Raw genomic sequence first — 13,615 nt, 5'->3', positions numbered from 1 at the left:
TAAAGAGCGTTCGTTACCCGTTTGCCTTGCGGCGAATCTTACGGTAACGCGGGAGGCAGATAATACGCTTTCCCGCTACAGAGTCAACCACTTAATTAGTTAATTTTCTCTGCTCTTCCCGGCCACTCTGTGAAGTTGCTCACAGCGCCGTGTCGATGGATGCGCATTATAGGGAGCCGCTTCAGAATGGCAAGGGTTTATCTTAAAGTTTTTTCTGACTGCCGATTATTTGAACGTTACGACTACTTATGACGCATTTTTATGGCTTTCGGCAGGTCAGCCAGACTATTTAGTACCAAATCCGCTGCTGCCTCACCTTCCGCGGTCACAGGTTTGCCAGTGCGAACTAATACTTTAGTACCGATATTTGCAGCCAATGCTGCCTGCATATCTTCAATTTTGTCGCCAACCATATAAGAAGCAGCCATATCGATGTTCAATTCACTTTGTGCTTGCAGTAACATGCCTGGCAATGGTTTACGGCATTCACATGTTTCACGGAACTCCGCTACACTGCCATCGGGGTGATGCGGGCAGAAATAGATGCCATCCAAATCAACACCGCGATCAGCTAGCGACCAATCCATCCACTCGGTGAGGCTCAGGAATTGCTCTTCGGTAAAGATACCGCGTGCGATACCCGATTGGTTGGTGACCAAAACCAGAGCAAAGCCCATTTCTTTCAATTCACGGCAAGCATCAATAACACCGTCTATAAACTGAAAATTATCAATTTCGTGGACATAACCGTGGTCGACATTAATTGTACCATCACGATCTAAAAATATTGCGGGGACGGGCTGAGTCACTTATCTACTCCTGAGGGCTGTTAACGCCACTAGTATCGCATGTTTTATTACCGATTGAGAATGGAAGAGAATCAGTGTTGCCAGTTGACTTAGCCGTCTAGACGCCTTAACATCCAATCCATACTTTGGTTTTGCCAAAGCTGACTTTTTATCTAGCCACGGAAATGACGATAAAATAAGAATAATATGATTAAACTTTCTCACATCAGCAAAGAGTTTCAGCAGGGTTCGCGCACGATTACCGCGCTTTCCGACGTGAGTCTACACGTCCCCGCTGGGCAAATTTATGGCGTTATTGGTGCCTCAGGTGCCGGTAAAAGTACATTGATTCGATGCGCCAATATGTTAGAGCGTCCTACCAGCGGACAAGTTCTGGTAGATGGACAAGATCTCACGACCTTATCTGAAGGGCAGTTGACACGCGCACGCCGCCAGATTGGCATGATTTTCCAGCACTTCAATCTACTTTCTTCCCGCACGGTGTATGGCAATATCGCGCTGCCGCTCGAGCTGGACAACACACCACGCGCAGATATAAAGAAGAGAGTCACCGAGTTGTTGGATTTAGTCGGGCTTGCCGATAAGCAAGACGCGTATCCAGCGAATTTGTCCGGTGGACAGAAACAACGCGTTGCCATCGCCCGTGCTTTGGCGAGTAATCCTAAGGTTCTGCTATGTGATGAAGCCACCAGCGCATTAGACCCAGCGACCACCCGCTCAATTCTGGAACTGCTTAAAGACATTAATCGTCGTTTGGGCCTGACCATTCTACTTATTACCCATGAGATGGACGTGGTGAAACGTATATGTGATCAGGTTGCGGTTATCAGCGAAGGCAAATTGATTGAAAAAGACAGCGTCAGCGAAGTGTTCTCTCATCCGAAAACCCCGCTGGCTCAACAATTTATTCAATCAACGCTGCATTTAGATATTCCAGAAGATTACGCACTGCGTATGACTCAAGAACCCACCCCAGATCGGGTGCCACTGCTGAAACTGGAATTTACCGGTCAGTCGGTTGATGCTCCGTTAATATCACAGGCTGTACGTCGCTTTAATATTGATATCGGTATCCTTAGCTCGCAAATGGACTATGCCGGCGGCGTTAAATTTGGTGTCATGCTGGCAGAGTTGCATGGCGACAATCAGGATGGCCTTGCTGCCATCAAGTTCTTGCAAGATCATCATGTAAAAGTAGAGGTTCTGGGTTATGTCTGAGGCAATGATGTGGTTAATGGGCCGAGGCGTCTGGGAAACTCTAATGATGACGTTTGTCTCTGGCTTCTTTGGTTTTGTTTTGGGGCTACCGGTTGGCGTTCTGTTATATGTCACCCGCCCTGGGCAAATTATTGCCAACAATAAGATTTACCGCACCCTATCTGGGGTAGTGAACATCTTCCGCTCCATACCTTTTATTATCTTATTGGTATGGATGATCCCATTCACTCGGATGATCGTCGGTACCTCTATTGGTTTACAAGCGGCAATCGTGCCACTGACAGTCGGTGCAGCTCCGTTTATTGCCCGCATGGTGGAAAATGCCTTGTTGGAAATACCATCGGGTTTGGTTGAAGCAGCACGCGCAATGGGTGCTACGCCAATGCAAATCATCAAAAAAGTGTTGTTGCCTGAAGCCCTGCCCGGCTTGGTGAATGCAGCAACTATTACCCTGATTACCCTGGTGGGTTATTCCGCTATGGGGGGTGCAGTAGGTGCCGGAGGCTTAGGCCAAATCGGCTATCAGTATGGCTACATTGGTTATAACGCCACAGTGATGAATACGGTATTAGTATTATTAGTTATTTTGGTTTACCTGATTCAAATCAGTGGTGATCGGATCGTAAAAGCGGTTACTCACAAATAGTTATTAATACATATATTACCCTGCGACTGCCTCACACAGCGGCGCATCTTAACGAATGTCTATAGAGGAAAGGATATGTCTTTAAAATTCAAATCTATCGCGGCAGTCAGTGCATTGATTGGTACTCTGGCCCTGGTAGGTTGCGGCCCAGCGGAAAAAGATCCAAACCATATTAAAGTCGGCGTGATTGTGGGTGCTGAACAGCAAGTTGCTGAAGTTGCACAGAAAGTTGCAAAAGACAAGTACGGTCTGGATGTTGAATTAGTCACTTTCAACGACTATGTATTGCCAAATGAAGCTCTGAGTAAAGGTGATATTGATCTGAATGCTTTCCAGCATAAACCTTATTTGGATCAGCAAATTAAAGATCGTGGCTACAAACTGGTTTCTGTTGGTAACTCATTCGTTTACCCAATCGCTGGTTACTCTAAAAAAATTAAATCATTGGAAGAACTGCAACCTGGCTCTCAGGTAGCACTGCCAAATGATCCGACTAACCTGGGCCGTTCTCTGTTACTGCTGGAAAAAGTCGGTCTGATTAAACTGAAAGACGGCGTTGGTCTGCTGCCAACCGTACTGGATGTTGTTGAGAATCCTAAAAACCTGAAATTAGTCGAGCTGGAAGCTCCTCAGTTACCACGTTCTTTGGATGACCAACAAATCGCTTTGGCGATTATCAACACCACTTATGCTAGCCAAATCGGCCTGACACCTGCCAAAGATGGTCTATTTGTCGAAGACAAAGAGTCACCATACGTTAACCTGATCGTTGCTCGCGAAGATAATAAAGATGCGGAAAACGTGAAGAAATTCGTTCAGGCTTATCAGTCTGATGAAGTCAACGACGCAGCAAACAAAGCATTCAACGGTGGCGCTGTTAAAGGCTGGTAATGGCCAATGGGCCATTTTGCTGAATATTAGGTTTCCTAAATTCAGTGTTTGCTAAATATATTGCAAGACGGGCAACAGCCCGTCTTGTTATTTGCATAATAGATTGCTTCAATAGCGCCTCTTAAATAAAAAGGCTGAGGAATTTCTATGCGTGCGTTACCTCTGTGTCTGTTAGCCCTCTCGCTAACTGGATGTTCCATGCTTCAATCAAAGCCATCCACCACAGAAAATCCGGTTAAGCAACCGCCTCCGGTTATCAAACCCAGCCCTACGGCAGCCCCGCGCCCGGCACCGGTCAAACTTTATAAAAGTGCAGAAGAACTGGTTGGCAAACCTTTCCGTGACTTAGGCGAAGTGTCCGGTGAGTCGTGCCAATCCACCGTTCAGGACTCCCCACCGAGTATTGCAACCGCCCGTAAGAGAATGCAGACTCGTGCATCGTATATGAAAGCCAATGCGGTCTTGCTGCATCAATGTGAAATACTTAGCGCTGTCCCCGGCTGTTATCAACAAGCCGTATGTCAGGGTTCTGCACTGAATGTTTCATCAAAATGAGTGTGTTTTCCTTTAATCAGATTGGCGTTATCCGCTCGCCCTATAAAGAAAAGTTTGCCGTACCGCGGCAGCCTGGTCTGATTGAAGATGGCGGTGGTGAGTTACAACTCTTAGCGCCCTATAATCAAGCAGAAGCAGTTCGCGGCTTATCTGATTTTAGCCATTTATGGGTGATGTTCGTTTTTCATCAAACCATGAATGGTGGTTGGCGGCCTACGGTTCGTCCACCGCGCTTAGGTGGTAATGCCCGAATGGGGGTATTTGCCACCCGCTCTACCTTTCGGCCCAACCCGATTGGTATGTCCCTGATTGAGCTGAAAGAGGTGCGATGCCAGGGAGGTGAAGTAACTTTGGTGTTAGGCAGTCTGGATTTGGTTGATGGTACGCCCGTAATTGATATCAAACCCTATTTGCCTTTTGCGGAGAGCCACCCCCATGCCCGAGCGGGTTTTGCTCAAGCTGCACCTGACGCAGACATGCAAGTTTGCTTTTCCAGCATCGCTGAACAACAGTTAGTACAGCAACAACAGCGTTACCCGCACTTACGGCGTTTTATTACCCAGGTTTTAGCACAAGACCCTCGTCCAGCCTACCGCAAAGGCGATAGTGAAAGCCGAGAATATGCTGTTCTGCTACTGGAATTTAATGTGCGCTGGCGGGTTATTGGAGAGCAAACGGAAGTGTTATCACTCGACCCATGCTAAATTTCACCCTGCTCTCTTTTGACAACCGGTACTCGCTGGTAAACTAAACCACTTTTTACTTTTTTGGCTGCCTCTATTTGTTGCAGCGCCAATGGAATCAAAACATCATGCGTACTAGCCAATATTTGCTCTCCACTTTGAAGGAGACACCTGCTGATGCTGAAGTGATCAGTCACCAGCTGATGCTCCGCGCCGGGATGATACGTAAACTGGCTTCAGGTCTTTATACCTGGTTGCCGACCGGGGTTCGGGTATTGAAGAAAGTCGAAAACATCGTGCGTGAAGAAATGAATAACGCCGGTGCAATCGAAGTTTCAATGCCGGTGGTGCAACCGGCTGATTTATGGCAAGAGAGTGGCCGCTGGGAACAATATGGCCCTGAGCTGTTACGCTTTGTTGATCGTGGCGAGCGCCCTTTTGTACTTGGCCCAACCCATGAAGAAGTCATTACTGACCTGATTCGCGGTGAGATTAACTCTTACAAACAGTTGCCGCTGAATTTCTTCCAAATCCAAACCAAATTCCGTGATGAAGTACGCCCACGGTTTGGTGTGATGCGCGCCCGTGAATTCCTGATGAAAGATGCTTACTCTTTCCACACGACTCAGGAATCATTACAGGAAACTTACGATGCGATGTATGCCGCATACAGCAAGATCTTCGAGCGTATGGATCTGAATTTCCGAGCTGTGCTGGCAGATACCGGCTCAATTGGTGGCAGTGCATCTCACGAATTCCAGGTGCTGGCAGACAGTGGTGAAGACGATATCGTGTTCTCAACCGCGTCAGATTATGCTGCTAACATTGAGTTTGCTGAAGCGCTGGCACCCTCTGCACCACGGGCTGTTGCAACAGAAGATCTGCGTATCATTGATACTCCGAATGCAAAAACCATCGCTGAATTAGTTGAGCAGTTCAACCTGCCGATTGAGAAAACAGTGAAAACCTTAATGGTTCATGCTCATGAAGAGAGTGGCCATAAGTTGGTTGCTTTGTTGGTTCGTGGTGATCATGAATTGAATGAAATCAAAGCCGAGAAATTGCCACAAGTGGCCAAGCCACTCACCTTCGCCACCGAAGAAGAGATTCGTGCAATTATCGGTGCAGGTCCAGGTTCATTAGGCCCGGTTAATCTGCCGCTACCCGTTGTGGTTGATCGCAGTGTGGCGGTGATGAGTGATTTCGGTGCCGGTGCCAATATCGATGGTAAACATTACTTTGGCATTAACTGGGAGCGCGACTTGCCGCTGCCACAGGTTGCTGATTTGCGTAATGTGGTTGAAGGCGATATCAGCCCAGACGGCAAAGGCACTTTGCAAATCAAGCGCGGCATTGAAGTCGGGCATATCTTCCAGTTAGGCACTAAATACTCGGAAGCGATGAAAGCCACGGTTCAGGGGGAGGATGGCCGCAATCAAGTGATGACCATGGGTTGTTACGGTATTGGGGTGTCCCGTGTGGTTGCGGCAGCAATTGAGCAGAATCATGATGAGCGCGGTATTATTTGGCCGGATGCTATTGCCCCATTCCAGGTAGCCATTTTGCCAATGAATATGCACAAATCTTTCCGCGTTCAGGCGCTGGCAGAAGAGTTGTATACCACCCTGCGTTCACACGGTATTGACGTGATTCTCGACGATCGTAAAGAGCGTCCTGGCGTGATGTTTGCTGATATGGAATTGATTGGCGTACCACACAATATCGTGATTGGTGATCGCAATCTCGACAGCGAAGAAGTGGAATACAAAAACCGCCGTGCCGGTGAAAAGCAAATGATTAAAACCAGCGAAATTATTGATTTCTTGCTGAGCCAAATCAAACGCTAATTGATTACGTGTTAAAAAACCGCTGGCTAGTGAATAACTACCAGCGGTTTTTTATTATTTCACCAATACCCTTTATCGATTCTCACAGTTCTTATTAGCATTAAACTGGATATCATCAGCTGGGATCAACGTTTTATCAGACTGCCCTTCTTCCATTGACGGTCGAATATCAAAATAGCCATTGAGAGTCAGGAAGACCGGCTCACCCACATTTTTGCGGGCTTTTAGATAGCCCTTTTCCAACGCGATATTATTTTCCACCGGGAAAGTTTTTCCCGTAACACAATCGGTGAACACCGCAGCATCAGCGAAATATTTATACATACCGCTTAGTGGCATTGGGGTTTTAGGTAAAGGCTGTTCGGTCGGTACTAACTGATAATTCAAATTAGATTCAATCGATAAACCTTGTTGATCAAGCATCACCAAATTTTTACCGACAGGCCGGAAATAACGTTTTTCTCCCTGGCCAGTGGTTAACACTAATTTATCTGCCGTCCGTGCCCACTTACCATATTCGGCAAAAGCCTGATCGCCTTCTTTACTCCCCCGATAAATCTCTTTCAAGACAAATGTTCCATCGCTGTCGAGGAATAACGAGGTATCCAAACCACTGCAATCAGCACAGGGTAAAAGTCCCTGATAACTTTGCTGCATCGGTTGTAAAGTCTGTTCGACCGGCTGATGCCGATTATTACAACCTAATAGTGACAGTGCGCCTACTGCCAAAAATAGCGTTATTGTTAATTTACTCACAGTCATTCTCCCATACTGTGTCCGATATAAAAGGATGAAGCTGCCTTATTCACCATAGAGCTGATATCAGCATCAATCCTGATGTATTTTACCACGCAGTGCTTTTGTCGCCCCTTTGCGGACTTTGCTTTCAACCCGCCTAATTTTTGAACCTTTAGTTGGTTTCGTCGCCCGGCGTGTTTTTTCTACCACCATCGACTGGCGGATTAATGCCACCAGCCGCTGCTGCGCAGCCTCACGATTCATATCCTGGCTACGGTATTCTTGTGCTTTGATAATGATGACCCCTTCGGCAGTCATCAAATGGCTATTGAGCGATAATAATCTTTCTTTATAGTACTCTGGCAGGCTTGAAGCCTTAATGTCAAAGCGCAAATGAATGGCTGTCGAGGTTTTATTAACGTGCTGCCCACCCGCACCTTGGGCGCGGATCGCCGTCAATTCAATCTCGCTGTCGGGTAAGCTGACATTATTGGATATGATCAACACGCTTATTGCCCATCGCCTTGCCATTCATCAAAACTAATTTCCAGATTATTCTGATCATCAGATAACCAAATAGTTCCCTCTTGCAACGTGGCCTGCAATGACATATTGCGATTAGACAGCGCCGCCAATTTTGCCATTTGCTCATCATCCAGGAAGCGTACCCTAAGATTACGGTGCCCAGATAATTTGTCCTTAACTTGTGGCCACCACACTTTAGCGGCCCTTTCACTATAGGCATAGAGCACAACTTGCTGTGATTGGTTACAAGCTTTACGCAACCGTTTTTCCTCGGGCAACCCCAATTCGACCCACAGTTCGATGCCATTGTGATCATTGTGACGCCAAATTTCTGGCTCATCATCAGCGCTCAAGCCTTTGGTAAACTGCAAACGCTCATCAGCATGACAAATCCACGCCAATAAACGCAGCATCATACGCTGGTCAGTTTCAGATGGGTGTTGCGCGATGGTCAGGTTAACATCTTGAAAGAAATTACGGTCCATATCGGCGATGTTAACTGCAGCTTTATGGATGGTTGCTTTTAGTGCCATGAGTGACCTCTTAATTATCTGGCTGACAGTGTACTTGATTAGGTCTGCTTGCAGCCAGCCCGGAGGAAAGAGAGTTATTAGTGGTATCAATACTAAAAAGAAAGCTTCATTCTGACTCTAATATCTCCACCACTCCTGTGCTATAGTCCTTATAAGTTCAGAGTTTATCTTCGTAGGTTGACAGCGCGACGTTTCCGCAGAGAATCTACTGGGTTAAACTTTTCCGGGAGGATTACTGTGCAGCAATACTGTGAATTAGTGCGCCGTTTTTATGCACAAATTGCTAGTGGTGACCAGGGCTACGTGTCAGATGCACTGGGTTGTGTATTGAAAGCATTGGACGAAGTTGCGGCTAATGACGCACTCCCGTCCTCCGTTAGGGAACAGGCGGCCTTTGCCGCCGCTAACTTATTGGTGAGCGATTATGTCGATGAGTGAAGAGTATCAACCCATCAATTGTGATGACTACGATAATCTGGAACTCGCCTGCCAACATCACCTGATACTGACGTTGAAGTTGAGAGGCGGTGAGATCGTAGAAGGAAAAGCTAGCGATCTGCTGCTGAGAAAAAAGGTCGAATACCTGATTGTCGAGCAGGAAGGGACAATGCGTGAATTACGTCTTGACCACATAGCCAGCTTCAGCCACCCCGAAATCGGGACGGTAGTAGTAAGTGCATCATAAGCAGTAAGTGCATCATAGTTTCTACACCTTTACTGACGGGCCGCTGAAAAGTGGCCCGTTTTGCTTTTAAGGCTAACCAATCTGCTTTAAGGCTTTAAACTCGCATAATAGGCTGCCAGATCAGAGATATCATCATCGGTTAGAGGCGTAACATAAGCCTGCATTACCCCAGCTTGCCCACCTGTCCGCTCTCCTTTCTTATACGCTTTTAATGATTGCTCTAAATACATAGCATTTTGCCCAGCCAAATTAGGATACATAGGGACTGAAACCTTGCCCTGAGCACCGTGACAAGCCACACAGCTGGCTGACTTTGCACGACCCGCTTCTACATCATTTTTTGCCAGTGCCGAAAAACTACATAAACTGAATATCACTATGCTAATAACTAGTTTCATCATTGCTCCTCAAAATAAATGCTCTTACTTGTTCTTATTATTCAGTTCCGGTTTGGCCCAATGAAGGTGCCAGCACGGTTCATTTTCTTTAGCCTGCCCAGCTTGAGTGACAAAAACCCCCACCGCAGCAATCAACTGCTCGCCAAAATACAGCAACGGAATACGCTCTCGCAGCCATGGCGGGATGCCTAACTCTTGCCATAATTTCTTGCTTTGGCGTGAATGTTGCCGCCCGACAATTTTAATATCCCCTTGCAAACCAAAACCTATGCTTATTTCATCGCCAATAACTGGGGCTTTAAGGGCTTGCCCGCCCTCGGTGGTAAAGCTCAATGTCCCAAGGCCCGCCGGCAGAATTAAAGGGGCTGGCACAACCGGTTCCGAACCAGAGCCAGCCTGAACTTTAGCCCAAGACAGATACGGTATTCGTATCTCTGTCAGTGGCGATAGCAGGTACAAATATTGTCGGAAACGGCGAACTTGATGTGCGCCGAGAGTTAATTGAGGCTCAGCATCTTGTCTGGCCATAGCCACTTCCAACCACAAACGTTGCAGTTGGCTCTGCGATGGCATTGCGGCTCCCCATTGTGCTAACCAACGGCGCAGTATTGCCGCACGTTTAGCCTCTGAGGCCACTAATAACCCCTCGACAGACAGTGCTCCTTCTGCATTTTGTAGCTGTTGCAGGTTATCCGCCAACAACTCATCCAGTAGTTGCTCCTGCTCAGCACACAAACTGGCACTGCGTGCCGTGGCTTGAGCAAAGTGCGGCCAACGCTGAGTCAGTAAAGGTAAGATTCTTAATCGCAGGAAATTGCGATCAAAGCGATCATCCTGATTACTGTCATCTTCAATCCACTGTAATCGCTGCACTTGAGCATAATTCTCAAGTGTCTCACGGGAAAATGCCAATAATGGCCGCCACAATTGGCTATGCGCAAAATGCATTTTAGCCGCCATTGCGGATAGGCCAGCCGGGCCGCTGCCGCGTTTGAGTGCCAGTAAGAAGGTTTCACATTGGTCATCTAAATGCTGGGCAGTAACTAACACTTCATTCGCGGCTAAATGTGAGGCAAGTGCTTGATAACGCGCCGTTCTTGCCGCTGCCTCAATGCCAGTATGACGTGCATCAATAGTGACTCGCACCACTTCGAGCGGGATTTTCCATTGCTCACATTGCTGCTGGCAATGTTTTACCCAACTGTCTGCCAATGGGTTTAAACCGTGATGAATATGAATAGCGCGAATCATCAAGTCAGGGATCAGTTGATCACGCAGGCAAACCAATAAATGCAGCAGTACACTGGAATCCAAACCACCACTGAACCCGACCAGCACATGGCGCTGCTCGCCCAATTGCGCGAACAGTGGGTTAAGCAAAACATTGGATGTAGCAGGAGTGGCGTTCATCTTATTCCGCTGTCAGTTCATAGAGCTCCAGAGGTAAACCATCTGGGTCATTAAAGAAAGTAAAACGTGCTTGTGTGTAGGGATCAATGCGGACTGCTTCGCAAATTACACCAGCGCCTTCAAGTTCCCGCACCGCCAGTTCAATGTCATCGACCTGAAAGGCCAAATGCCGTAAGCCACATGCTTCCGGGCGACTGGGTCGTGCGGCAGGAGACGGAAAGGAAAAAAGCTCGATCGTATACTGACCGTTTAACGCCAGGTCCGCTTTCCAGGAATCCCGCGTTTCACGATAAACTTCACTCATGAGACTAAAACCTAAAACCTCACAATAGAATTTTTTGCTCGCCTGATAATCTGAGCCAATTATCGCAATATGATGAACCTGACGTATTGCCAGCATATATCACTCCAACTTAGTCGTTTGTATTGAGTATATTGACCCAGTAACGCCCATTATCATCGCGCTTGGCACCATGTATATCCGTTTCAAACCCAGGATAACGAGCACCAATAGCACAAAGCATCAGGAGGAAATCCAATACTGCACGGCTCTCTTCAGTAATCATTTCACCTGGCATGACTAATGGAACTCCCGGTGGATAAGGTAAGATCATGTTGGCGACTACTTTGCCAATCAAATCAGCCATATCACAAGCGACTATATTACCGCGGATCTGCTGTTGGAACATGTTATAAGGTGTGAGTTTCATCTCTGGCAATACATCAAATGACTTGCGCATCAGGCGAGGTAAATCATGTTGGCGGATCATATTATGAATACCTGCCGCCAGATCCTGAATACGCATATGGCGATAAAAATCAGGATCTTCAGCAAACAGATCTGGCAGCATATTTTTAATCCGCAAATTAAGATCAAAAGCGCGCTTAAAGTCGGTCAGGCCGCGCAATAAACTCATTGCCTTAGTTTTATCAATGCCGATACTAAATAAGAATAGCAAATTATAGGGGCCGGTTTTTTCTACCACGATCCCACGTTCATCCAGAAACTTTGCTACCAATGCGGCAGGGATCCCTTCCTCTTCAAGTGCTCCTTCGTGACTCATTCCCGGCGTCAGAATTGTCACTTTGATCGGATCAAGATACATATGATCAGCATCTGCAGAGCTAAAACCATGCCACGCTTGTCCCGGTTGGAGTGGCCAGCAGGCTATTTCGTCAATATCTTCCGGCTGCCAAACATCAAAGAACCAGTTATCACTTTCTGAGCGTAAGCGGCGCACTTCCTTGCGAAAATGCATAGCCCGTTCGATGGAGCGCAAAATCATGCGTCGGCCAGGATTGCCACGCATCATTGCCGCCGCCGTCTCCATTGAAGCGACAATCCCGTAATTAGGGGAGGTCGTGGTGTGCATCATGTAAGCTTCATTAAAGGTACTTTCATTGTAATCACCTTTAATATGAATCATTGATGCCTGAGAGAATGCGGCTAGTAATTTATGGGTTGATTGCGTTTCATAAAATACTTTTCCTGCCATTCGCTTGCCACTCATACCACTTTTACCCTCATAAATTTCATGAAAGTTGGTATAAGGAACCCAGGCCGAATCAAAGTGAATGGAAGGAACATCCAATGTCTGCTTAATATAATCCGTATTATAGAGCAAGCCATCGTAGGTCGAGTTGGTTATTACTGCATGTACCGGCCAACTGGCATTCTTAGTCTGCGCAACTTTTGCCTCAATGGAGGTTTTAGTAAATTCGCGCTGCGGAATGCCGCCTAAAATGCCATAAGCATTTCGCGCAGGACATAAATAAAGAGGAATAATATCGCTCATCATTAATAGATGCGTCAGAGACTTATGGCAATTTCGGTCAATCAGTACCGTACTGCCTGCAGGTGATGAGTACATACCAATGATTTTATTCGCCGTCGATGTGCCATTGGTTACCATATAACTCTGTTCGGCATTGAATGTGCGGGCAATATATTCCTCGGCCTCCAAATGTGGCCCGGTATGATCTAATAATGATCCCAGTTCAGTAACGGAGATTGAAATATCCGCTTTAAGGGTATTAGCGCCAAAGAAATCATAGAACAAACTCCCCACCGGACTTTTTTGAAAAGCTGTTCCCGCCATATGTCCAGGAGTACAAAATGTATACTTTCCTTCTTTAACATAATTAAACAGTGCTTTGGTTAAAGGCGGGGTAATACTATCCATATACTCTGTCGTATATTGTTCAATATGTTGAGCGATATCTTCAGCGGCATTCAGGGTATATTCAAAGAAATAAAGTGCCATGCGCATTTCATTCAAACTGACATCCAGTGACGATGTGGTATTGATAAATGCATAAAGTGGAAGATATTCGTTTAGATCATTAATCTCAGCACAAAGTTCATTACTGTGTTGGTCCCAATCAAAAATCACACCAATAATGCGCGCATTATGCTCAATAAGCTTGAGCAGATCACCACGACTCTTAGGATAGATGAGCTGAAAACCTCTGGCGAGCAGGGCGTCGTTCAACTCTCGAATAGGTTCATCTTTATAATAAACCCCCATCGGCCCCATGATTGCGATGATATTCATTGGTGAATCCTCAAATTGTTCACTAATCATCTATAACAACATGAAAATTCAACACAGGGTATCTTTTAGCCGAAAATTATGAGGTTAAACATTATTTTGAGATAAATACTCAATCGGTATCT

Annotated in this window: 16 protein-coding genes; 8 read left to right on the top strand and 8 right to left on the bottom strand. The window is 46.5% G+C overall.

Features of this window, described 5'->3' with window-relative positions; translation table 11 throughout:
* Positions 1 to 242 precede the first annotated feature (242 nt).
* Positions 243 to 809, bottom strand: coding sequence for a D-glycero-beta-D-manno-heptose 1,7-bisphosphate 7-phosphatase (gmhB, locus tag QSV56_RS20825; protein WP_005173139.1), 567 nt, complete (start codon positions 807 to 809; stop codon positions 243 to 245).
* A 186-nt stretch (positions 810 to 995) separates the two neighbouring features.
* Between gmhB and metN the strand changes: the two genes are divergently transcribed.
* The 6 genes from metN to proS all read left to right on the top strand — a co-directional run bounded on the left by metN (position 996) and on the right by proS (position 6,649).
* A complete protein-coding gene (gene metN / locus QSV56_RS20820; RefSeq protein WP_019078884.1) occupies positions 996 to 2,027 on the top strand; it encodes a methionine ABC transporter ATP-binding protein MetN in 1,032 nt (343 codons plus the stop codon).
* Positions 2,020 to 2,673 carry a methionine ABC transporter permease MetI gene (locus QSV56_RS20815; protein ID WP_005163991.1) on the top strand — a complete coding sequence of 218 codons (654 nt, stop codon included), beginning with the start codon at positions 2,020 to 2,022 and terminating at the stop codon, positions 2,671 to 2,673. Before metN ends, QSV56_RS20815 begins: the two co-directional genes overlap by 8 nt.
* A gap of 75 nt (positions 2,674 to 2,748) precedes the next feature.
* Complete coding sequence (locus tag QSV56_RS20810) at positions 2,749 to 3,564, top strand: MetQ/NlpA family lipoprotein (RefSeq protein WP_005163992.1); 816 nt, start codon at positions 2,749 to 2,751, stop codon at positions 3,562 to 3,564.
* 147 nt (positions 3,565 to 3,711) lie between these two features.
* Positions 3,712 to 4,119 (top strand): Rcs stress response system protein RcsF, encoded by a 408-nt coding sequence (gene rcsF, locus QSV56_RS20805; protein WP_005163994.1) that lies wholly within the window; start codon positions 3,712 to 3,714, stop codon positions 4,117 to 4,119.
* On the top strand, positions 4,116 to 4,823 hold the full coding sequence (tsaA, locus tag QSV56_RS20800; RefSeq protein ID WP_019078887.1) for a tRNA (N6-threonylcarbamoyladenosine(37)-N6)-methyltransferase TrmO: 708 nt from the start codon (positions 4,116 to 4,118) through the stop codon (positions 4,821 to 4,823). Before rcsF ends, tsaA begins: the two co-directional genes overlap by 4 nt.
* Before the next feature lie 107 nt (positions 4,824 to 4,930).
* Positions 4,931 to 6,649 (top strand): proline--tRNA ligase, encoded by a 1,719-nt coding sequence (proS, locus tag QSV56_RS20795; protein ID WP_046694633.1) that lies wholly within the window; start codon positions 4,931 to 4,933, stop codon positions 6,647 to 6,649.
* Positions 6,650 to 6,721: 72 nt separating this feature from the next.
* Here proS and nlpE read toward each other — a convergent pair whose 3' ends face one another.
* The 3 genes from nlpE to QSV56_RS20780 all read right to left on the bottom strand — a co-directional run bounded on the left by nlpE (position 6,722) and on the right by QSV56_RS20780 (position 8,445).
* Positions 6,722 to 7,405: an envelope stress response activation lipoprotein NlpE gene (gene nlpE, locus QSV56_RS20790; RefSeq protein ID WP_026017780.1), complete on the bottom strand. Its 684-nt coding sequence runs from the start codon at positions 7,403 to 7,405 to the stop codon at positions 6,722 to 6,724.
* Positions 7,406 to 7,477: 72 nt separating this feature from the next.
* Positions 7,478 to 7,894 carry an alternative ribosome rescue aminoacyl-tRNA hydrolase ArfB gene (gene arfB, locus QSV56_RS20785; protein ID WP_046050359.1) on the bottom strand — a complete coding sequence of 139 codons (417 nt, stop codon included), beginning with the start codon at positions 7,892 to 7,894 and terminating at the stop codon, positions 7,478 to 7,480.
* Positions 7,895 to 7,896: 2 nt separating this feature from the next.
* Positions 7,897 to 8,445: a YaeQ family protein gene (locus tag QSV56_RS20780; protein ID WP_046050358.1), complete on the bottom strand. Its 549-nt coding sequence runs from the start codon at positions 8,443 to 8,445 to the stop codon at positions 7,897 to 7,899.
* 237 nt (positions 8,446 to 8,682) lie between these two features.
* Here QSV56_RS20780 and QSV56_RS20775 point away from each other — a divergent pair, with 237 nt between their 5' ends.
* A complete protein-coding gene (locus QSV56_RS20775; protein ID WP_004391680.1) occupies positions 8,683 to 8,883 on the top strand; it encodes a YaeP family protein in 201 nt (66 codons plus the stop codon).
* Entirely contained in the window at positions 8,870 to 9,130 is a 261-nt protein-coding gene (gene rof, locus QSV56_RS20770; RefSeq protein WP_002218374.1) for a Rho-binding antiterminator, read from the top strand. The genes QSV56_RS20775 and rof overlap by 14 nt, the downstream gene beginning before the upstream one ends.
* An 86-nt stretch (positions 9,131 to 9,216) precedes the next feature.
* Here rof and QSV56_RS20765 read toward each other — a convergent pair whose 3' ends face one another.
* Genes QSV56_RS20765 through QSV56_RS20750 form a run of 4 tightly spaced genes read right to left on the bottom strand, consistent with a single transcriptional unit; the run spans position 9,217 to position 13,493 of the window.
* Positions 9,217 to 9,531 carry a cytochrome c gene (locus QSV56_RS20765; protein ID WP_005164008.1) on the bottom strand — a complete coding sequence of 105 codons (315 nt, stop codon included), beginning with the start codon at positions 9,529 to 9,531 and terminating at the stop codon, positions 9,217 to 9,219.
* Between the two features lie 21 nt (positions 9,532 to 9,552).
* The gene (tilS, locus tag QSV56_RS20760) at positions 9,553 to 10,938 is read right to left on the bottom strand and encodes a tRNA lysidine(34) synthetase TilS (RefSeq protein ID WP_050163178.1); all 1,386 of its coding nucleotides are present in this window, start codon (positions 10,936 to 10,938) and stop codon (positions 9,553 to 9,555) included.
* 1 nt (position 10,939) lies between these two features.
* Entirely contained in the window at positions 10,940 to 11,338 is a 399-nt protein-coding gene (locus QSV56_RS20755) for a VOC family protein (protein WP_005173167.1), read from the bottom strand.
* Positions 11,339 to 11,351: 13 nt separating this feature from the next.
* Entirely contained in the window at positions 11,352 to 13,493 is a 2,142-nt protein-coding gene (locus QSV56_RS20750; RefSeq protein ID WP_046050355.1) for a lysine decarboxylase LdcC, read from the bottom strand.
* Between the last annotated feature and the right edge of the window lie 122 nt (positions 13,494 to 13,615).

Origin of the sequence: Yersinia sp. 22-579 (genome assembly GCF_030433455.1) — a bacterium.
In the GTDB taxonomy this organism is placed as follows: Bacteria; Pseudomonadota; Gammaproteobacteria; order Enterobacterales; family Enterobacteriaceae; genus Yersinia; species Yersinia enterocolitica.
Note: the sequence above shows the minus strand (reverse complement) of the source record. Positions and strands in the feature narration are given on the sequence as shown.

Coding starts and splice junctions, on each gene's coding strand:
- QSV56_RS20815 (WP_005163991.1), top strand. CDS start 2,020: ATGTCTGAGGCAATGATGTGGTTAATGGGCCGAGGCGTCTGGGAAACT.
- QSV56_RS20810 (WP_005163992.1), top strand. CDS start 2,749: ATGTCTTTAAAATTCAAATCTATCGCGGCAGTCAGTGCATTGATTGGT.
- QSV56_RS20765 (WP_005164008.1), bottom strand. CDS start 9,531: ATGATGAAACTAGTTATTAGCATAGTGATATTCAGTTTATGTAGTTTT.
- QSV56_RS20755 (WP_005173167.1), bottom strand. CDS start 11,338: ATGCTGGCAATACGTCAGGTTCATCATATTGCGATAATTGGCTCAGAT.
- tilS (WP_050163178.1), bottom strand. CDS start 10,938: ATGAACGCCACTCCTGCTACATCCAATGTTTTGCTTAACCCACTGTTC.
- QSV56_RS20750 (WP_046050355.1), bottom strand. CDS start 13,493: ATGAATATCATCGCAATCATGGGGCCGATGGGGGTTTATTATAAAGAT.
- metN (WP_019078884.1), top strand. CDS start 996: ATGATTAAACTTTCTCACATCAGCAAAGAGTTTCAGCAGGGTTCGCGC.
- rof (WP_002218374.1), top strand. CDS start 8,870: ATGTCGATGAGTGAAGAGTATCAACCCATCAATTGTGATGACTACGAT.
- tsaA (WP_019078887.1), top strand. CDS start 4,116: ATGAGTGTGTTTTCCTTTAATCAGATTGGCGTTATCCGCTCGCCCTAT.
- proS (WP_046694633.1), top strand. CDS start 4,931: ATGCGTACTAGCCAATATTTGCTCTCCACTTTGAAGGAGACACCTGCT.
- QSV56_RS20780 (WP_046050358.1), bottom strand. CDS start 8,445: ATGGCACTAAAAGCAACCATCCATAAAGCTGCAGTTAACATCGCCGAT.
- rcsF (WP_005163994.1), top strand. CDS start 3,712: ATGCGTGCGTTACCTCTGTGTCTGTTAGCCCTCTCGCTAACTGGATGT.